The organism is Glycomyces arizonensis DSM 44726 (assembly GCF_000482705.1).
GTDB classification, from domain to species: Bacteria; Actinomycetota; Actinomycetes; order Mycobacteriales; family Micromonosporaceae; genus Glycomyces; species Glycomyces arizonensis.
Genome location: NZ_AXWO01000017.1, coordinates 97,749 through 117,040 on the forward strand (window position 1 = coordinate 97,749; position 19,292 = coordinate 117,040).

The 19,292-nt window shown below is 68.1% G+C and carries 15 protein-coding genes and 1 pseudogene; 5 read left to right on the top strand and 11 right to left on the bottom strand.

Annotated elements, in window-relative coordinates; translation table 11 throughout:
- Positions 1 to 132: 132 nt before the first annotated feature.
- Both H613_RS0113440 and H613_RS26445 read left to right on the top strand, forming a co-directional pair.
- Positions 133 to 981, top strand: coding sequence for a phosphotransferase (locus H613_RS0113440; protein ID WP_026924212.1), 849 nt, complete (start codon positions 133 to 135; stop codon positions 979 to 981).
- A gap of 143 nt (positions 982 to 1,124) precedes the next feature.
- Positions 1,125 to 3,035: a carbohydrate binding domain-containing protein gene (locus tag H613_RS26445; RefSeq protein ID WP_169731995.1), complete on the top strand. Its 1,911-nt coding sequence runs from the start codon at positions 1,125 to 1,127 to the stop codon at positions 3,033 to 3,035.
- 90 nt (positions 3,036 to 3,125) lie between these two features.
- Here the strand turns inward: H613_RS26445 and H613_RS0113450 are convergent, their stop codons facing one another.
- Complete coding sequence (locus tag H613_RS0113450; protein ID WP_026924213.1) at positions 3,126 to 3,929, bottom strand: alpha/beta fold hydrolase; 804 nt, start codon at positions 3,927 to 3,929, stop codon at positions 3,126 to 3,128.
- Between the two features lie 312 nt (positions 3,930 to 4,241).
- Between H613_RS0113450 and H613_RS0113455 the strand changes: the two genes are divergently transcribed.
- Positions 4,242 to 6,290, top strand: coding sequence for a cellulase family glycosylhydrolase (locus H613_RS0113455; protein WP_156926017.1), 2,049 nt, complete (start codon positions 4,242 to 4,244; stop codon positions 6,288 to 6,290).
- Between the two features lie 33 nt (positions 6,291 to 6,323).
- Here H613_RS0113455 and H613_RS0113460 read toward each other — a convergent pair whose 3' ends face one another.
- The 4 genes from H613_RS0113460 to H613_RS26450 form a co-directional block, all read right to left on the bottom strand.
- Positions 6,324 to 7,331, bottom strand: coding sequence for a LacI family DNA-binding transcriptional regulator (locus H613_RS0113460; RefSeq protein WP_026924215.1), 1,008 nt, complete (start codon positions 7,329 to 7,331; stop codon positions 6,324 to 6,326).
- A gap of 392 nt (positions 7,332 to 7,723) precedes the next feature.
- Complete coding sequence (locus H613_RS0113465; protein WP_026924216.1) at positions 7,724 to 8,089, bottom strand: nuclear transport factor 2 family protein; 366 nt, start codon at positions 8,087 to 8,089, stop codon at positions 7,724 to 7,726.
- Positions 8,090 to 9,231: 1,142 nt separating this feature from the next.
- Positions 9,232 to 9,828, bottom strand: coding sequence for a YdeI/OmpD-associated family protein (locus H613_RS0113470; protein ID WP_026924217.1), 597 nt, complete (start codon positions 9,826 to 9,828; stop codon positions 9,232 to 9,234).
- Positions 9,803 to 10,834 (bottom strand): helix-turn-helix transcriptional regulator, encoded by a 1,032-nt coding sequence (locus H613_RS26450; protein WP_051393323.1) that lies wholly within the window; start codon positions 10,832 to 10,834, stop codon positions 9,803 to 9,805. The genes H613_RS0113470 and H613_RS26450 overlap by 26 nt, the downstream gene beginning before the upstream one ends.
- A gap of 111 nt (positions 10,835 to 10,945) precedes the next feature.
- On the opposite strand from H613_RS26450, the gene H613_RS0113480 reads away from it, so the two are divergent.
- Positions 10,946 to 11,365: a VOC family protein gene (locus H613_RS0113480; protein WP_026924218.1), complete on the top strand. Its 420-nt coding sequence runs from the start codon at positions 10,946 to 10,948 to the stop codon at positions 11,363 to 11,365.
- A 105-nt stretch (positions 11,366 to 11,470) separates the two neighbouring features.
- On the top strand, positions 11,471 to 11,605 hold the full coding sequence (locus H613_RS32385) for a hypothetical protein (RefSeq protein ID WP_281171193.1): 135 nt from the start codon (positions 11,471 to 11,473) through the stop codon (positions 11,603 to 11,605).
- A gap of 234 nt (positions 11,606 to 11,839) precedes the next feature.
- Here H613_RS32385 and H613_RS0113490 read toward each other — a convergent pair whose 3' ends face one another.
- The 6 genes and pseudogenes from H613_RS0113490 to H613_RS0113515 all read right to left on the bottom strand — a co-directional run.
- Entirely contained in the window at positions 11,840 to 13,435 is a 1,596-nt protein-coding gene (locus H613_RS0113490; RefSeq protein WP_026924219.1) for a lectin, read from the bottom strand.
- 238 nt (positions 13,436 to 13,673) lie between these two features.
- Positions 13,674 to 15,134, bottom strand: coding sequence for an arabinofuranosidase catalytic domain-containing protein (locus H613_RS0113495; protein ID WP_156926019.1), 1,461 nt, complete (start codon positions 15,132 to 15,134; stop codon positions 13,674 to 13,676).
- A gap of 126 nt (positions 15,135 to 15,260) precedes the next feature.
- Complete coding sequence (locus H613_RS0113500; RefSeq protein ID WP_026924221.1) at positions 15,261 to 15,446, bottom strand: ricin-type beta-trefoil lectin domain protein; 186 nt, start codon at positions 15,444 to 15,446, stop codon at positions 15,261 to 15,263.
- 374 nt (positions 15,447 to 15,820) lie between these two features.
- Positions 15,821 to 16,072: pseudogene (locus tag H613_RS0113505) on the bottom strand (transposase family protein); the annotation flags it as partial.
- A 140-nt stretch (positions 16,073 to 16,212) separates the two neighbouring features.
- A complete protein-coding gene (locus H613_RS0113510) occupies positions 16,213 to 18,756 on the bottom strand; it encodes a glycoside hydrolase family 2 protein (RefSeq protein ID WP_026924223.1) in 2,544 nt (847 codons plus the stop codon).
- Positions 18,757 to 18,823: 67 nt separating this feature from the next.
- Positions 18,824 to 19,292 (bottom strand): carbohydrate ABC transporter permease (locus tag H613_RS0113515; protein ID WP_026924224.1); only part of this gene is annotated, 469 nt, incomplete at its 5' end.

Here is a 19,292-nt window from a genome sequence, read left to right on the forward strand (position 1 = left end):
CGAGGCTCGCTCGCCGCGCGTCGCGCGAAGAAAAATGCCCTCGTCAGACAGCGCGGCGAGCCGTAAGGTGTACCGGACCGAGTACGCCGCCGCCGTTCCGGCGCGACCGTCTGCGAACGAGAGCGAGGCGCGATGCAGGCATCGGACATGCCGCGTGCGGTGGCCGCGGCGATCGCCACGGCCACCGCGTGCGGCCTGAGCGCCGACGACGCGGTCGTCCTGCACGACTCGAACCGGATCGCGGTGCGCCTGCTGCCCTGCGGCGTTCTCGCCCGGGTCGCGCCCGTCGCGCATCGGGCGGGCGCCGAGTTCGAAGTCGAGGTCGCCCGCCGACTCGCCGGAACCGACGGCCCGGTGGCCGAACTCGAGCCTCGGGTCGAGCCCCGTGCGCACGTGCGCGACGGCTTCGCGGTCACGCTGTGGAGGTACTACGAGCCGGTGCCACGTGAGATCGCGCCCGAGGAGTACGCGCGGGCACTCGTGCGGCTGCATGCCGGCATGCGGCGGATCGACGTTCCCGCACCGCACTTCACCGATCGGGTCGCGCAGGCGCAGCGGCTGGTCGACACCCCCGCGCTCACGCCGGAGCTCGATGAGTCGGGACGCGGACTGCTCGGCGGCACGCTGGCACGCCTCAGCCGCGCGATCGGCGAGCGCGGCGCCGATGCGCAGCCGCTGCACGGCGAGCCGCATCCGGGCAACCTGCTCATGACCGAGCGGGGACCGTTGTTCATCGACCTGGAGACCTGCTGCCGCGGACCGGTCGAGTTCGACATCGCCCATGCGCCGGACGAAGTCGGCGAGCACTATCCCAGTGCCGATCCGGACCTGCTGCGCCAGTGCCGGATCCTCACGCTCGCGATAGCCACCGCCTGGCGCTGGGACCGCGACGACCGGTTCCCGAACGGCCGCCGACTGGGCGTGCAGTGGCTCGACCGGATCCGAGCGGCGCTCGGCCATGACGGGCCGGCGCACCCGTAGGGCTTTCGCCGGATCATCGCAGCCGCCCCTTGCGTTCCTTTGACGCCACCGATAGATTCATTGAAATATCGGAAACTCTTCCGAAACTTTCAACGAGGCACCTCGGAGGCGCGATGCGACCCGGATTGAAAGCGATTGCTGCAATGGCGGTGGTCGGCTTGGCGGCCGCCATCACCACTGCGGCACCGAGTCGGGCACAGACCCCCGAAGCCGTCTTCACCGGCGACTTCGAGACCGGAACCACGGAAGGCTGGATCAGCCGCGGCGGCGCCGAACTCGAAGCGAGCACCGCCCAGGCCCACTCCGGCGAGTACAGCCTGCTCACCACCGGCCGCACCGCGGGCTGGCACGGACCGGCCTACAACCTCCTCGACGTCCTCGAACCCCAGGCCGTCTACCGCTTCGAAGTCAGCGTCCGCCTCGCCGACGGCCAGGGGGAGGCGCCGATCGCGCTCACCATGCAGTCGGTGCCCGAGAGCACCGGCGAGACCACCTGGACGCAGATCGCCTCGGCCGCTTCGGTCACCGACACCGGCTGGACCACCGTCATCGGCGAGTACACCCCGCCCGAGCCGGCCTTCGAGATGCAGTTCTACGTCGAGAGCGGCAGCGAGACCGCCTCGTACCACATCGACGACGTCGCCGTCACGATGCTCCAGCCCCCGCCGGACGCCGATCTCCCGCCCGAGGCGGCCGCGTCGGTGGACTTCGGCACCGAGCACCAGCGCATCGACGGCTTCGGATTCTCCCAGGCGTTCCAGCGCGCCGCGGTCATGAACGGCCTCAACGGGCTCACGCCCGAACACCAGCGGGAGGTCCTCGACCTGCTGCTCGACCCCGAGACCGGCGCCGGCTTCAGCATCCTCCGGCTCGGCATCGGCTCCTCGAACGACGACGTGTACGACCACATGCAATCGATCCAGCCCGAGGACCCGGGCGGCCCCGACGCCGAACCGCAATACGTCTGGGACGGCTACGACGGCGGCCAGGTCTGGCTGGCCCGGCAGGCTCAGGAATACGGCGTCGACCGGTTCTACGCGGACGCCTGGAGCGCGCCCGGCTACATGAAGACCAACGGCGACAACGCGAACGGCGGCGAACTGTGCGGCCTCCCGGGCACCGACTGCGAAGAGGACTGGCGGCAGGCCTACGCCGACTACCTGATCCAGTACGCGAGGTTCTACGAGCAGGAGGGCATCGCGATCACCGACATCGGCTTCACCAACGAGCCCGACTTCACCACCTCGTATGCGTCCATGCGGTTCGACTACGAGCAGATCAACGACTTCGTGCAGGTCATGGGACCGACCATCGACGAATCCGGGCTCGATATGAACCTGGTGTGCTGCGACTCGTTCGGATGGAACGAGCAGTCCGGCTACACCGAGGCCATCGAGTCCGACCCCGAAGCGTCGCAATGGGTCGACATCCACGCCGGGCACAGCTACGCGTCGGCCTCGACCCACCCGCTGCCGACCGACGCGACCGTCTGGATGTCGGAGTACGCGCCCTCGGCGAGCGGGACGTTCAACCCCGCCTGGGACGCCGGAGGCGCCACCTCCGGACTGGCACTGGCCAACCACATCCACGACACCATGGCGAAGGGAGAGGCCAACGCCTACATCTCCTGGTTCGGCGCGTCACTGAACAACACCGCCGCGCCCATCCAACTGGACGGAGCCGACTACAACGTCTCCAAGCGACTGTGGGCCACCGCGGCCTACAGCCGCTTCGTCCGGCCCGACGCCTACCGGGTCGAGGCCGCGACGGACGGGGCGCTGCTGAAGATCTCGGCCTACCGCAACGCCGACGGCAGCCGGATCGTGAACGTGATCAACAACCGCGGCTCGCAGGCCGCCATCGACCTCGACCTCGAAGGCGTCAAGCCGGGCACCTGCATCACGACGTACGTGACCGATGAGGAGCACTCGCTCGAAGCGGTGGACGACTCGCGGTTCAACCGGTCGGGCACGACGGTCGAACTGCCGGCCAGGTCGCTGGTGACCCTGGAGATCGCCGACTCGCCGCGCTGCGGAGGCGCGCACGCCGACTGACGGCGGCACGTCGTCCCGCCGACGGGCCGTTTAGGGGTGCTTCCGAACGGAAGCACCCCTTGGCCGTGTTCGCGGTAGCCGCAGATCGTTCTAGTGGCTCTTCTCGCCGAGGCGGGCGACCTCGCGGGTCGCGTCGGCGATGGCGCGGCATTCCTTGCTGAGGATCGCGCCGTGGTTGCTCGGGACCTTCGCGGCGATCTCGATGTTCGCGTTGCGCGCGGTCACTCCCGTGAGGCTGGTGCGGATCCGCTCCTGCTCGTCGCCCTTGCTGCCGAGCGAGGTGCCCGAGGCGACCACGTACCGGGTGGGGACCTGGACGGCGTCCAGGACCGGGCCGAGGGTGTCGGCGCGGGAGAGCCAGCCGAGTTCGATGTTGCTCTCGGCCTGCTCGTCGGCGTTGAGTCGCGGCGTGAGGCCGGTCGGGCGCAGCGCCGCCATGACCGGGCGCATCCGCTTGAACAGCTTGCGGATCCGCTGCTCCATCGCCTCGTCCATCCAGTCGTACGGGTAGCAGCCGTCGACCAGGACCGTGCCGATGGCGCGCCCGGGGTTCCGGTGCGCCCAGTGGGCGGCGACGACCGCGCCGTACGACCAGCCGACGACCACGGCGCGTTCCACACCGCGGGCGGCGAGGACGGCGTCCACGTCGCGGACCGCGGCCTCCAGGGAATAGTCCGAGGAGGTCCTCGACTTGCGGCCGCGGCCGCGCTCGTCGAAGGTGATGTGGCGCCACTGCGGGCCGAGTTCGGCGATGGTCCTGCGCCAGTAGCCCTGGGTGGCGAACTGGCCGTTGAGGTAGATGATCGCGGTGCCGTCGCCGCCGGTGTCGGTGCAGGCGAGGGCGGTGTCTTCGGTCGGGATCAGGCCGGTCCAGGGAGCGTTGCCAGTGGTCATCGTTCGCGTCCTTCGTCGTCGTGTCGCGGGGGCGTTCCCCGCTCATGGCGATAACTTTCGCCCCCCGTCCTGTCACGGTCCTGTCCCGACGCTGACACCGCGACAGGAATCGGTGTCAGCCCCGCCGACCCGACCGAAACCGCTGCCGACGACCGCCGGTACGCCGAATCGATCGCCTGCTTGCGCTGCGCAAAGAGTGTGTAGAACGTTTGACAAAACACGGTCCCGGAATTTAGGCTTCTCATCGATGGGTATCGATTCATCCGGTTGGGAGCACGCCCGTCGCCCTCACACCCACTTTGAAGGAGAGCTATGCAAGGCACAGTGCTACGCGCGCGAAGGCGGGCTGTCCTGCTCGTCGGCGCCATGGTCGCCGCGCTCACCGGACTCGGCTTCGTCGTGCCGACGGCCGCATCGGCCGCCACCGGCTGCGAGGTCGAGTACCAGGTCGAGAACGAATGGCCCGGCGGCTTCACCGCCGACGTGACCGTCACCAACCTCGGCGATGCCGTCGACGGCTGGGACCTGGCCTGGCGGTTCCCGTCCGGCCAGCGGGTCACCCAGGCATGGAACGCCGAGGTCGGCACCTCCGATGATCAGGTCACCGCCATGAACCTGAGCTACAACGCCCGAATCGCCTCGGACGCCTCGACGACGTTCGGCTTCGTCGGAACCTGGTCGGGCGCCAACGAGGCCCCCACAGAGTTCCGCCTCAACGGCCTCGTCTGCACCGGCGCGGCCGAGGAGCCCACCACCCCGCCACCGGGAGGCGACGCGTCCGCGACCGAGATCGTCGATGCGATGCAACCGGGCTTCAACCTCGGCAACAACCTGGACGCGGTCGGCGCCGACGAGACCGCCTGGGGCTACCCCCGCATCACCCCCGAGTTCCTCCAGAGCATCCGCGACTACGGCTTCAACAGCGTCCGCATCCCGGTCACCTGGGACTACCACCAGGAGAAGACCGGCGACTACGCCGTCGAGGAGGCCTGGCTCGACCGCGTCGAGGAGGTCGTCAACTACGCCCTGGACGAAGACCTGTACGTGCTCGTCAACGTCCACCACGACTCGTGGATCTGGATGGCCGACATGCAGAGCGACCACGAAGAGGTCCTGGCCCGGTACGAGGCCCTCTGGACGGCCATCGCCGAGCGCTTCCGCGACTACCCCGACACGGTCCTGTTCGAGAGCGTCAACGAACCGCAGTTCAACGACGTCGACGACGCGACCGCCTACGGACTGCTCGACGAGCTCAACCGGTCCTTCCACCGGATCGTGCGCGACTCCGGCGGCGCCAACGCCGACCGGGTCCTGGTCCTGCCGACGCTGTACACCAACGACGAGCAGGCGCGTCTGGACGCGTTGAACGCCACGTTCGACGCCATCGACGACCCGAACGTGGCCGCGACCATCCACTTCTACGGCTTCTGGCCCTTCAGCGTCAACATCGCCGGGTACACCACGTTCAACGACGAGGTCCGCCGGCACATCATCGACGCCTACGACCGCACCCACGACGCCTTCGTCGCCAGAGGCATCCCGGTCATCATCGGCGAGTGGAGCCTGCTGGGCTATCAACCGGGCGGCAAGGTCGAACAGGGCGAGACCCTCAAGTTCCTCGAATACGCCTACTGGTACGCCGAGGAGCGGGACCTCACCGTCATGCTCTGGGACGTCGCCCCGCACTTCGACCGCTGGGACTTCGCCTGGCGCGACCAGGAGCTGTGGGAGATGTTCCAGGCGAGCTGGACGAGCCGGTCCGGCACCGCCTCCTCGGACCAGGTGTTCGTCGAACGGGCGAGTGCCGTCACCGACGCGACGCTCACGCTGAACCTGAACGGGCTCGACTTCGAGGGCCTGCGCGAAGGCGACACGTCCTTGGTCGAAGGCGAGGACTACACCGTCTCCGGCGACCAGCTCACCATCGAGGCCGCGACCCTGGAGCGGATCGTCGCCGCCGGCGGCTACGGCGAGCAGACTGACCTGTACGCCGACTTCTCCCAAGGGGTGCCCTGGCGGATCAGCGTCATCGCCTACGACGAGCCGAGCGCCGCGGACGCGGCGGGGACGACCGATTCGTTCGCGATCCCGACGCGGTTCAACGGGGACCAGCTGGCCACCATGGAGTCGGTGTACGACGACGGCACCGCCGCCGGGCCGACGAACTGGACCCCGTACCAGGAGTACGGCTCCGCCTTCCAACCGGAGTACGAAGACGGCACGATCGTGATGCCGCCGGCGTTCTTCGACGCGGTCGAAGACGATCGGCCGGTGACGCTCACCTTCCACTTCTGGAGCGGGGAGACCGTCGCCTACCAGGTGGTCGAGTCCGGCGACGCCGTCACCGGAACCGCCATCTGACTCGGCACTCGGCACTGGGCACTGGGCAGGGTCCTACCGGACCGGCCGGGTCGAGGCGCGCGCCTTCAGCGTCGGTTCGACGGTGAGGTGCGCGGCCTCGGTCCGGCCGCCGATGCGCTCCAGCAGCAACCGGATCGCCTTCGCGCCCATCTCCACGCCGTCCTGGTCGACGCAGGTGAGACTGATCGCCGGGTGTCCGGCGAGGCAGGTGTCGTCGTATCCGGCCACGGAGACGTCGAGACCCCGTGCGGTGACGGCCTGCAGCATTTCGAGGGCGAGTTCGTGGCGGCCGACGAGGATCGCGGTGGGGCGCTCGGGAGCGAGCAGCGCTTCGACCGCGCTCTCGGGCACGACGTCGCCGTCCACCGTGCGGACGACGCGGGCCGCCGCGCCGAGCCCCGCCCGGTGCATGTGCTCGAGGTACTGCTCCATGCGCGTTTCCTGCGGTGTCCTGATGCCGGGCATCGCGGCCTGCCCCTCCTGCACCAGGTACGCGATGCGGCGGTGGCCGAGCCCGAGCAGGTGCTTCATGACTTGCCGGGTGCCCTCGACATCGTCGCCGGTGACCGTGTCGTAGGAGGCGGTGCGGTCATGGCGGCCGAGCAGCACCACCGGGATCCGGGCGGCGAGCCGTTCCAGCCGGTCCGGCGAGACCAGCGGCGAGACCGCCACGATGCCGTCGACCTGGCGGTCGGCGAGCAGGTCGAGCGCGCGCCCGTCGCGTTCGGCCTCGGTGGCCGTGGGGACGACGATCGGCTGGTACCGCGTGTGGCCGAGTGCGGCCGTCGCCCCCTGCAGGATCGTCGTGAAGAAGTGGTATCCCGGGTGCGGCAGCTCGATGCCGATGGAGAAGGTGGAGCCGCGCATGGCCCGTGCCGCGACGCGAGGGCGATAGGCGAGCTGCTCTATGGCCGCCTCGACGCGCTCCCGCATCGACGGGCTCACCCCGTAGGCGCCGCGGATGACCTTGGAGACCGCGGCGGGGGAGACTCCGGCGAGGCGCGCCACGTCCACTATCGTCGCCGCGCCCGACCTGGCCACACGATCCTCCTGCCGAGACTGGAAGCGGTTGCGCACTTCCAGGTCAAGATACACCGAACCGAACAGGGCACACCGTCCCCGGACGCGGGAGCCCAAGAACCGGGCCGGTGTCCAGATGATGCGAACCGGCCCTTCCCCTCCATGCGCGGGCTGGAGGCGCCACCGAAAGCAGGCGGTCACATGGGCCCCGCGAGGGGGCCAACAGTGCGGACGTTTCAGTCGCTTACCACAACTCAAAACCTCAGATCAGGTTCTCGCTATAGTTCTTCCACTCGCCTGAGGCCAGCGCGAAGCCAGGAGCGGGAGACCGAACGGCAAGGTGAGGAGCAAAGGCCGGTACATCTCGCTGAGCGATGCAGCGTGGGGCCTGGGACTTCAGGCGGTCCGAAGCATCAAGCAGGAGTCTTCTGGCTGAAGGCGCACCGCCAGGTCTCGCCGCTGCGGACCCAGAGGTCGGTGATCCACTCGTCGGCCGTGTAGGGCTCGCCCTCCCAGGCGCCGGTGCTCACGCGCCGACAGGTGACCAGGAGCGCGTCTTGCGTCGCGACGGTGTGCTCGGGCCCGGCCGCCTCCATGGTGTGGTGCGCGAGGCGGCCCGAGGCGATCCACTCGATCAGGTCGGTCTTGGCGACCATGCCGTCGGGGCCGACGTACCTCCAGTCGTCGGTGAAGTGGTCGGCGATTCGGGGCGCGTCGTTGGCGAGCAGCGCGCGGTCGAATCCCTCCGCCACAGCCTGGACCTCAGTTTCGATGGACATGCCGCCTCCAGCGGGCTCGGGGACCACCCGAGCCTGACACCACCATGTGACACTCGAGCCGCGGGCGCTCCGAGATGCTTAGGGCCGCCGATCGCCGACACGCACCGTAATTAATGACATTTAAGGTTGGAAATATATGGTGGACCGTCTGGCCCCGGATGCCGCGCCGGGCGACGATGGCCGCCTCGGCGCGGTTCCCGATGTGGCCGAGCGGTTCGGCCGGCGGGGTCGCGACCGGCATCGGGCCGCCGCCTTCGACCGAGTGCGGTGGCCCGGCGCTGCCGAGCCCGGACCCGCCGATCGGTCCTGGACTCCACGCAATTGTGACCGTGCACACAATATCGTTCAGTCGATGTCGTTCTCGTCCCATCGACCGAGCCGGCCGCGTCCCCCAATCGGACCAATCGGTCCATCCGAGGCCCGAAACAGGAACGAGTGGTTCGATTCGGCGCCATAGGGCCGCTACCCGGCAGTCAGGGAAAACGCATACAGCCCGATGCCAAGCGCTCCCAAACGTACGGGCCACTCCCTGACAACTGGATTTGACCTGCAAAAAGACCGCATTCTATAGTTGCGCGGAGCCGTAGGAACTTCGTGAGGCGCGACCGGCCATCCGGCACGACCGCAGCGGAGACCTGCGGGGCCCACACGAACACCGACGGCCTCACTGCGAGGCCGGTCGCATGTGCATAATGATCCAGCCGATGAAGGGCGACTTCTCTTTCCGCTGTGGCAGAACCGGTTTCGGGGACATAGGCCAGTGGGGACACGGCAGCGGCAAGGCCGGATCTCGATAGCGCAAACAGGGATACGAAATGATCGCCGCGCGCCGCGGGACGATCGGAGAGTATGCAATCGCGGATGACACAGCCGCACCCTCATAGCAGCGCTCCCGGCCGACAGGGAGCGGTGGTGTGGCAGGTTCGCACAGGCGGGTTCGACTCCCGTCCATACCGCGGAACGACGCCCCGGCGCACAGGCGGCCGCCTGCGACCGACAGCCGGGCTGCGATCGCTCGGCTGAGGACGCTCTTCCCGTCACCTGACGCACCCCTTCGTCTCCGACAGCTCCTTCCATGTCCGGATCGACCACAGACGTCCTCGGTTCTGCCCAGGTGGAGGCATTCGGGTCCGTGCGGAGCATCAGTCCTCCGACGAGCCCCGGAGCCGGGGATCCTGGAGTCGTCGAATCATGGCGGCGATGCGTTGCGGGCGCAGTCTGGGCTCCGCCGTGATGATAGGAAGCAGCAGGGGGTAGCGCTGGCCGGCGGTCAGGGCCGCGAATCGTGTGGCTGCGGCGGGTGATGCCGTCAGCGCTGCGGTGACGTCTTCGGGGATGTCGATGGTCGCCGATCCGGGGTAGGCGCGGTCCCAGCGGCCGTCGTGTCGGGCACGGTCGATCTCGTCGTGTCCCCGTGGCCGCATCCGCCCTTGTCCGATCAGGGACTGCACCAGACCGACGTTGCGCCGCGACCAGATCGACCCGCGCCGCCTCGGGGTGAACCGCTGCACGAAAGTCATCTCGTCACGCCCTTTGCGCTGCCCGTCGATCCATCCGCTGCACAAGGCTTCGTCGAGTGCCTGGGCGTAGGTCAGCGATGTCGGGGAGCGCGTTCCCTTCTTCGCCAGCACCACCCACACGCCGTCCGAGACCTCCTCGTTGGCATCAAGCCAAGCCCGCCACGCCGCCGCGTCCCGAACCGTCAACGTCTGCTCAGTCACCCGACCCCTCCTCCTCATCATTCCTTCCCGGACCGAGTGCGGACTCGCCGATGCGCGGGGCCTGGGCGGCGTCGGCGAACCGCCGCGAGAGCAGCGCGAAGGCGTCCGCGAGCGCGCGAGGCGCCACCTCGGCGACGGGCGCGTCGAAACGGCCGATCGCGGCGGCCAACGCCGTCCACGACCAGGCGCCGAGGACGAGACGGCACCGGTCGGGGGCGAGTTCTTCGACGACGCCGTCGTGAACGAACGGTGCCGCCTCCCTCGCGGGCAGTTCCAGGACGACCTCGCCCGTACAGGGCCATGCGCTCCCGCCGCCCGAGCCCTTGAACCGGCCGGCGAGAAAGTCGTGGACGTCGCCCCCGGGCACCTCGCGCGGGGTGAAGCGGGGGCCCGTCGGTATCCGAGGGCGCATCCGGTCCATCCGGTACACCCGCCAGTCATCGGCATCGAGGTCCCAGGCGAGGAGGTACCAGCGTCCGTCGCTGAACACCACATGATGCGGCTCCGCCCGTCGCCGCGCCTCAGGAGCGTCCCGGTCGCGCCCCACGGCCAGGTAGTCGAATCGCAGCACCTCCCGGGCGCTGACCGCCGCGCTCACCGCGACCAGCACCTCCGGTGCGACGAGGGCGGCGCTCTCGGTCGGGAGGGTCGTGAACGCCATGCCATCGATTCGGTGCCGCAATCGGGAGGGCATCACCCGCCGCACGGTCTTCAGCGCCCGCAGCGCTGATTCGCCGTCCGCCGCTCCTGAACCGGCGGCGGTCCCGAGCGCGAGGGCGATCGCGACGGCCTGGTCGTCGTCGAACAGCAACGGCGGCAACTCGGCACCCGCTTCCAGCCGGTAGCCACCGTCGGGTCCCTTGACCGCCCTGATCCGGTAGCCGAGCTCCCGCAGGTGGTCGACGTCCCGGCGCAGGGTGCGGTCGCTGATCCCCAGGCGCTCGGCGAGCACGCGGCCGGGCCAGTCGCGGCGGGTCTGCAGCAGCGACAGCAACGTCAGCATCCGCGACGGTGATCGGGTCATGCACCCATTCTCTCCAAGAAGCGGACACCGGATGACCGGTACTGCTGCGAGGCTCATCTCGCGGTCGGAAATCGACCGGCTCATCACGACCAAGAAAGCAAGGAGTCACCCGTGTCCGTCAACGTCACGCCTCATCTGAACTTCCGCGGCACCGCCCGCGGGGCCCTGGAGTTCTACCAGTCCGTGTTCGGCGGCGAGCTGACCATCGCCAGCTACGCCGACGTGGGCAATACGGACCCCGCCACCGCCGACCACGTCACCTTCGGGCAGCTCACCGCGGAAGGCGGCTTCCGCATCATGGCCTACGACGTCTACCCCCACCTGCCCTGGGACCAGGGACAGGACCCGTTCTTCGTGTCCGTCCGCGGCACCGACCCCGCCGAACTCCAGGGCTACTGGGACAAGCTCGCCGAGGGCGCGGACATCAAGCAGCCCATCGGACCCTCGCAGTGGGCACCGCTCTACGGCCAGCTCACCGACAAGTTCGGCATCACCTGGGTCCTCGACATCGCCACCGAGAACCCCACCTGAGGCGCAGACCACCACATGGCCGCCCGAGCCACACCGGTCTCGGGCGGCCCGCACCCGTCACGACACCGAGCAAACGGACCACCGAACCCACGGAAGGAAAACGTCATGAAGACGCGTTTCCGCTGCTTGCAGAAGGTCTCGCTCAACCCGGGGCGGATCGGGACCATCGCCAAGGCCCGCCTCGCCCTCCTTCGCACCGAACGACCCCACCGCCTCGTTCCCACTCAGCGCGCCGCATGACTCGCCCAGAAAGGCTCAGTGTGGTCGATTGGAGCGGCGAACCACCAAGTTATCGTTGGCAATTCGTCGATTCGGACGCGTTGCCTCATCGCGGAACTTGCCCGAGCCGAATGACCAGGCGCCGTGATCGCACACGAACACGCACGGACACGGGCCCGGTCGCACGGCCACCGCCTGCCCTTTGGCTCCTTACCGGAGCGGAGGGGTACATCAGGCGGTGGCCGAGGAGCGAGCTCAGGCGCGGCTCCATTGCTGGTTGGGTTGGCCGTTGCAGTCCCAGATGATCACGGCGGTCTCATTGGCGGTGCCCCGGCCGAAGACATCGAGGCACTTGCCCGCGCTCACCGAGGTGATGGTGCCGTCGTCGTTGAACCGCCACTGCTGGTTGGGTTGGCCGTTGCAGTCCCAGATGATCACAGGAGTCCCGTTGGCGGTGTCCCCGCCTGAGACGTCGAGGCACTTGCCGCCGAAGACGCGGAGCTCCCCGGTGATCGTGGCAGTCCAGGCCTGGTTGGCCTGGCCGTTGCAGTCCCAGATGATGACTTCGGTGCCGTTGGTCTGGGAGGCGCCCGACACGTCCAGGCACCGACCGGACTCCTCGCCCCTGAGGGCGAACGTCTCGGGTTCGACGAGACCGCCGCCGGTGACGGTGTACATCGCCGCGCCGTGCGCCGGTACCCATGCGCTGATCGTGCCGGTGGACGAACTGGTCGTGTGCGCCCACAGGTCCCGTACCGAGTACGAGTCGGCGTCGCCGAGGCCGAGCGCGTCGGTGGTGGTGGACATGTTCGCGCCGCTGCCTCCGCGGTTGAGCAGGACGGTCGCGACCGAGCCGTCGGACATGGGCTTGCGCCAGACCTCGAGATCGCCGTTGTCGCTGATCTTGTGGCCCTGACGGCCGCCCCAGTCCTGATTGACGGCGATGACCTCACTGTTGGTCAGGATTTCGACGGTGGTCTGCGACATCGACCGGAGGTCGTTGCCGGCCAGCAGCGGCGCGTTGAGCAGTGACCAGAGGCTGAAGTGGGCGCGAGACTCGGTCTCGGACAGTCCCGGGTTGCCGACCTCGAGCATGTCGGGGTCGTTCCAGGCCCCGGGCCCGGAGTAGGCGTCCTTGCCGACCTGCGAGTCGAGGATGCCCATCACCGAGCCCCAGCTGTCGGTGATGTCGCCGGTGGTGCGCCAGGAGTTGCCTACCTCGGACCCCCAGGTCCAGACGTTGTCCAGGCCCCAGCTGCACAGGCTGTACAGGATCGGGCGGCCGGTGGCCGCGAGGGCGTCGCGCATGGCGGTGTACCGCTCCTGCGCCGATTGGCCCAGGTGGTCCCCGCAGTTGTCGTACTTGAGGTAGTCGATGCCCCAGGAAGCCCACAGCGCGGCGTCCTGCCGCTCATAGCCGATGCTGGCGGGATAGCCGGCGCATGTCGTCGTCCCGGCCGAGGAGTAGATGCCGAGTTTGAGGCCCTTGCCGTGGACGTAGTCGGCGAGCGCCTTCATGCCGCTGGGGAACCTTTCGCGGTCGGCGACCAGGTTGCCGTCCGCGTCGCGTTCGCGTTCCATCCAGCAGTCGTCGATGTTGACGTACTCGTAGCCGGCCTCGGCCATGCCGCTGGAGACGAGGAGGTCCGCGGTCTGGCGGATCAGCGTTTCACTGACGTTGCACCCGAAGGTGTTCCAGTTGTTCCAGCCCATCTGCGGCGTCAAGGCCAGGCCGTTGTCGAGCGCCTGTGCCGGGGACGCGCTGACGAGCAGGACGGGAACGGTGACCGCCGTGATCAGCGCCGCCGTCCCGAGGGCGACGAGGCGCCGCCAACGTGATCGGATCGTCATGAGGGAATCCTCCTTTTGTCGTGTTCCGATGACTCTTGTTGAGATCATCGTGCAAATTGACGCTTACATCGAGGTAGCTCAATGCCAAGTACGGACTGAGGTCTTTTCATCTCGGTTCGTGATCGACGCGAGGCGATGTGATCTCAGGTGCGGCCGGTCTCGATGCCGACGAGACACTCCCGGTCTCGCCGGGGACGATCATGTACGGCGACGCGACCGGCCGGGTGTTGCCGCGTGATCAGCTACGCAGGCTCCATTGCTGGTTTGGCTGTCCGTTACAGGACCACAGGATGAGTCTGGTGCCGTTCGCGGTTTCGGCGCCTTCCGCGTCGAGGCAGAGTCCGGACTGGACGCCGGTGATGGTGCCGTCGGCGTTGAGGTTCCATTGCTGGTTGGCCCCGCCGTGGCAGTCCCAGATGATCACCGCCGTGCCGTTGGCCGTGCCGTTGGCCTCGGCATCGAGGCACTTGTCGCCGTACACCTGGAGCTGCCCGCTCGAAGTGGGCGTCCAGCGCTGCATCGCCCCACCCCAGCAGTCCCACAACTGCACCTGAGTGCCGTTGGTGGTGGTGCCGTCCGGCACGTCGATACACCGACCGGATTGACCGCCGACAAGCATGGTGCTCTGCTGTCCGGCGCCCGTCGCGTACCCAGCGGCCGCGATGTTGGCTTGGACCGCGTTCTCGGTGGCTTCCGACGGGTAGCCGGAGGTCAGCACGCCCTCGTAGAAGGTGCCGCGACCGGAGACGCTGTTGTCGCCGCCGGTACCGAGCACGATGGCCCCTTCCTTCTTCATCGGGTCGTATCCATCAGGGCGGACGCCGTCGAAGTAAGTCGTCAGACCGCCCGCCTGGGCGTTGCCGCCCCGGATCGCCCAATGGTTCGGCTCGCCCTTGACCATGGCGGTCACGAAGCGGTGGTTGATGGGGGCGAGGGGGTTGTACCCCGCGTTCACTCCGGAGAACAGTCCCCACTCCAGGTCGGCCATGATCCAGGGGCCGGCGCCGTCCCCGTAGCCCCATTGCCTGTCGGCGCCGAAGTAGACGGTCTCCATGATGGCGGGGGAGTCGGCGATGCCGTCGGTCTGTGCGTTGCCGTAGTCGAAGCAGCACCACTCGTTGTAGTGCGTACCGTCGACGACGGCGTAGATGCCCTCGGGCTCGTCGCCGGTCGCGACCCCGTCGGTGTTGTTGTTGCGGTAGCCGGTGCCGGGAGCGATGTAGACGCCGTACGCCTTGTGGCCGCCGATGGTGATCGGGGCCGCCTTCGCGTCGGCCAGGTTGTCCCAGCCGCCCGGAAGGGGGCCGGGCCAATAGCCGGGGGGCGCCTGGGTGAGGTGGTTGCCCCGGCCGGACTGGTCGTAGATGATCGTGATGAGGCAGTCCGCGTTGGCGCAGAACGAGTCCTGGGCGGCGGCGTCGGCGACCCCGCCTTCGCTCAGTACACCGATGTCCCGGGTGGCGCTGTCCGACGAGCGCTGGACCTGGTAGAGCGGGCCGTTGTACGAATCGTACAGTGCCCGGGTGGTGCTGTGCGCGGCCACGCACGGCGTACCACCCGAGGCGTAGATGTCACACGGCCCCGTCGTGGCGGCCACCGCCGGCTGCGCGGTGGAGATCGCTCCGATTCCGGCACCGACGAGCGCCAGCGACATCATTGTGCCGATGAGGCGGCGGAATCTACTCTTCTTGTTCTTCATCGATTGCTCCTGTAGTGAGAGGTCGGTCGGCTCCGCCGTCCTCAGCTCGATCGTTCAGCGGAACCGGCCGAGAGATGCTGGTGCGATCCCTGACACGGGATCACCGTCCTTCTACCGAGCACCGGGTCATCCGTGGACCCATTGCTGGTTGTCGCCGCCGTTGCAGCCCCACAGGATCACCGGGGTGCCGTTCGCGATGGCGGCTTCCTCCACGTCCGGGCACCGCCCGGACTGGGCGCTGGTGACGGTGCCGTCGGGGTTGAGGTTCCACCGCGGTTGGTCCAGCCGCGGCAGGACCAGGATCGCCAGCACCAGTGCCAGCGCCGCGGCGAATGCCGTCGGGACGCCGTCGAGTCATGTTATCGATCTCATTTTCACGGTCGCTCCATGCTTCGCGAACTTGATGACAGACGTGACCGTCCGCCCTTCGGGGAGCTCGTGCCGCGAGTAACGGAGCCTCGGTGGACGCGGTCGTCAGTGCCGGGTGGCGGCATTGCCGATCCGAGGTGCCGCAGGGGCGCGATCTTCGAAATTTTCTGAGTGTGGTTCGAAAATTACTTGCCTGAAACTATAGATGAGGTTCAATATCTTGGCAAGTCCCGGCACGGCCACTCGCGAACACGACGAAGCAATCGGGCATTGAGTACTGCTGCGACACTTGGCATTACTGAGCCTTTCTGGGCGAGTCATGCGGCGCGCTGAGTGGGAACGAGGCGGTGGGGTCGTTCGATGCGGAGGAGGGCGAGGCGGGCCTTGGCGATGGTCCCGATCCGCCCCGGGTTGAGCGAGACCTTCTGCAAGCAGCGGAAACGCGTCTTCAAGTCGGCGTTGGCCTTCTCGGCCGGGGCGCGCTTGGCGCCGATGAGCCGGTTCCACTTCCGCTGGGCCTCGGTGAGCTTGCCTCCTTGGGGTGCCTTGTGCGGCACGACCACGGCCGGGAAGGCCCGGAACTTCTCAGTCTTCCACCGTCATCTGATCGCGCTCGGCCAAGCAAGCGCGTCGATCCGCTTGCGGAGCGCCACGACCCCGGCCTGAACCAGGGCCGCCCCGCCCACCCCGGGCAGGGCGGCATCAGTGGCTACAGCAGGTCGTTGGCGCAGCGGAGCGCGGCCGCAAAGGCCGCGGGGTCGGCCCCGGCCGGCGAGGTGATACGGATCCGGGCGCGCTGGCCGGCGCGAAGGGTGATCATTCCCGTGTCGGCGCTCGCGGCCGGGTCGGCGATGTCGGCGTGGCAGAAGACGTCGCGCGCAAGCGAGTGCGCGGTCAGGTGCAGCACGCAGCCGCCTTCGGCCGCTTCGGTTTCGACGTGCAGTGGACGGGCTTCCAGGCGCTGGTCGACTACCTCGGCACCGTAGTGCAGCGCGGTTGCGAACGTGCCATCCTCGGCCGCTGCGGCGATCAGCTCTGCCTGAGCGTCGCCGAAGGCCGCGATCTCCTCAGGCACGCTGATCGTGGCGGCCTCGCGCGCCGCCACGCGGACCTCGACGAGGGCCTTGGCGATCACTGAGCCGTCGAAGGCCTCGCGAGTCAGTGCGAAGGTGCCCGTGTAGTCCTCGCCGGTGTCGTTGACCACCACGAGAGCAAGGTGGTCCGGTTCGGGTTCGGCGCCTTCCCAGGTGTTCGCGCGGGCGGCGTCGGACGCGCGCGGCTGGAACGTCGCCAGGCGGGGGGCGTAGGCGTCGCGGAGGGTGTGCCACAAGGGTTTCCGGTGTCCGTTGAAGTCCACGGCGGCCCAGGAGACCACGGGCCAGTTGTCATTGAGCTGCCACAGGATCGTCCCGGTGTTCAGAGGGGTGAGCGACCGGAAGTGCTCGACACCGAAGCGGATGGCATGCGCCTGGTTGAGCTGCGTCGTCCAGTGCCAGTCCTCGATCGATCTCGGATCGGGGAGGTGGCTCTTCCAACCGCGCTCGAGCTTGGCGTTGCCCAGGTGCGCTTTCTGGTGCACCAGCATTTGCGGCCCGAACGGGTCGAGGGGTTCGTCGTGCACCACACCGGCGAGGGTCGACCACGCGGGCGGGCCCTGGAAGCCGAACTCGGCGACGAACCGCGCCTTGTGCTTGCCGTAAATGGTGTAGTCCTCGTTGTTCCACACATCCCAGATGTGGGCCGAGCCGTATCGCTTGTCGTCGGGATCGCGGTAGTCGCCGAACGAGAAAGGACTCGACGGGGTGTACGGGCGGGTGCCATCGAGCTCGGCGGCCAATCTCGGGAGCAGGTCGCTGTAGTAGGCGTCGCCCCAAGGCCGACCGTCGAGCCGGCCTGCCCAGCCCCATCCGACCCAGGCCGCGTGGTTCTCATTGTTGCCGTTCCACAGCACCAGCGAAGGATGCGGGCTCAGGCGGGTCACGTTCTCGCGGACCTCGGCCTCGACTTCGGAGCGCAGCGGCTCGTCTTCAGAGTAAGCGGCGCAGGCGAACAGGAAGTCCTGCCAGACGAGCAGCCCTGCTTCGTCGGCGAGGTCGTAGAGGTCGTCGGACTCGTAGATGCCGCCGCCCCACACGCGGATGAGGTTGACGTTCGCTTCGAGTGCGTCGTTGACGCGGCGGGTGTAGCGGTCGCGGCCGATTTCGGTCAGGAAGGCGTGGTCGGGGATCCAGTTGGCACCGCGCACCAAGACCCTTTCGCCGTTGACCTTGAGGACGAAGCAGGAGCCGTGCTCGTCGGCGCTCGTGTCGAGCTCGATGGTGCGGAATCCGACGCGGCCGTTCCACGGGGACGCGGACTCCTCGGTCGTGGCGGTGACGGCGACGTCATAGAGCGGCTGGAAACCGTAGTCGATCGGCCACCATCGCTGCACGTCCGGCACCTTCACCGAGATCGCAATGGAGGACTGCCCGGCCCGAACAGTTCCTGCGGCCTCGTAGCTGGACCTGTCAGGTCCGGTCACGTCGATGGACACCGGCACGTCGACGTCGACGTCTGCGCGCTCGATGTCCACATGCACCGTCAGTTCGCCATCGTGGCCGCCGCCGATGCGCTCGGTGACGGAGACCAGCGGCCGGACGGCGGCGATGCGCACACCCGACCAGTAGTCGATGCCGATCGGTTTCCAGATTCCCGCGCCCGCCACGTCGATGCCCCAGTCCCACCCGAACGAGCAGGCCATCTTGCGGATCTGGTTGTACTCGTGGTGGTTCACCCGCGGCAGTGCACCGTCGCGCGCGGCGCGCGCGACGGTCTCGGTGACCGGGGAGGCGAACGTGATCGCAAGTGTGTTCGGCCCCTCCCGCAGCAATTCCCGTACGTCCCATCGATAGGAGCGGTGCATGTTCTCGCACCGGGCGACCTCGGTCCCGTTGAGCTCGACGACGGCCACGGTGTCAAGCCCGAAGGCGACGAGGTCGTACCGGTCCGATCCGTCGTCGCTCCACACGAACGTCGTGGAGTAGCGCCAGGAGGTGTCGCCGATCCACTGCTGCGCAGCCTCGTTGTCGCCGTCGAACGGGTCGGCGATAAGCCCGGCGCGGCGAAGGTCGAGATGGGCCTCGCCCGGAACCGCAGCGCTGATGCCCTCGGTGAGTGCGGTCGCGACTTCGTTCGGTGCGGTGTCGGGAAGATGGGCGGCGCTCAGCGTCCAGCCTTGGTCGAGGGCACGGAAAGTCGGCGGGAGGTGGGTCATGGAGATGTCCTCAAGATCGCAGGGAGTTCAGGCCGCTCTTACTGGCGGGAGTGTCGTTTCGGTTCGGTCATCCTTTGATGGCGCCGGTGATGACGGCTTTGGTGAAGTGTTTTTGGATGAAGGGGTACATGATCACGATCGGGATGATGGTGCAGACGACGGCGGCCATTTTGAGTGAGGCGGCCGGGGCGTTGTCCATGCCCGAGGAGATGGCCGCGGCCGCGGCGGCGTTCTGGCCGGCCGGCTGGGTGGAGGCGATGAGCCATTGCTGGATCAGTACCTGGATGGGTTTGGTCTCCAGCCCGGGCGTGTAGAGCACGGCGATGAAGTAGGTGTTCCAGTAGCCGACGGCGTAGAACAGCCCGATGACCGCCAGGATCGCCTTCGACATCGGCAGCACCACTTTGAACATGGTCCGGAACTCCCCGGCGCCGTCGATCTTGGCCGCGTCGATCAGCTCGCCGGGGACGCTGGTCATGAAGAAGGTGCGCAAGACGATGAGGTTCCACGCCGAGAAGCAGACCGGCAGGATCAGC

Bases quoted from the DNA above. Each gene is read 5' to 3' on its own strand.
- H613_RS26445 (WP_169731995.1), top strand. From the start codon at position 1,125: ATGGCGGTGGTCGGCTTGGCGGCCGCCATCACCACTGCGGCACCGAGT.
- H613_RS32385 (WP_281171193.1), top strand. From the start codon at position 11,471: ATGAAGACGCGTTTCCGCTGCTTGCAGAAGGTCTCGCTCAACCCGGGG.
- H613_RS0113455 (WP_156926017.1), top strand. From the start codon at position 4,242: ATGCAAGGCACAGTGCTACGCGCGCGAAGGCGGGCTGTCCTGCTCGTC.
- H613_RS0113490 (WP_026924219.1), bottom strand. From the start codon at position 13,435: ATGACGATCCGATCACGTTGGCGGCGCCTCGTCGCCCTCGGGACGGCG.
- H613_RS0113495 (WP_156926019.1), bottom strand. From the start codon at position 15,134: ATGAAGAACAAGAAGAGTAGATTCCGCCGCCTCATCGGCACAATGATG.
- H613_RS0113470 (WP_026924217.1), bottom strand. From the start codon at position 9,828: ATGAGGAGGAGGGGTCGGGTGACTGAGCAGACGTTGACGGTTCGGGAC.
- H613_RS26450 (WP_051393323.1), bottom strand. From the start codon at position 10,834: ATGACCCGATCACCGTCGCGGATGCTGACGTTGCTGTCGCTGCTGCAG.
- H613_RS0113465 (WP_026924216.1), bottom strand. From the start codon at position 8,089: ATGTCCATCGAAACTGAGGTCCAGGCTGTGGCGGAGGGATTCGACCGC.
- H613_RS0113510 (WP_026924223.1), bottom strand. From the start codon at position 18,756: ATGACCCACCTCCCGCCGACTTTCCGTGCCCTCGACCAAGGCTGGACG.
- H613_RS0113450 (WP_026924213.1), bottom strand. From the start codon at position 3,929: ATGACCACTGGCAACGCTCCCTGGACCGGCCTGATCCCGACCGAAGAC.
- H613_RS0113440 (WP_026924212.1), top strand. From the start codon at position 133: ATGCAGGCATCGGACATGCCGCGTGCGGTGGCCGCGGCGATCGCCACG.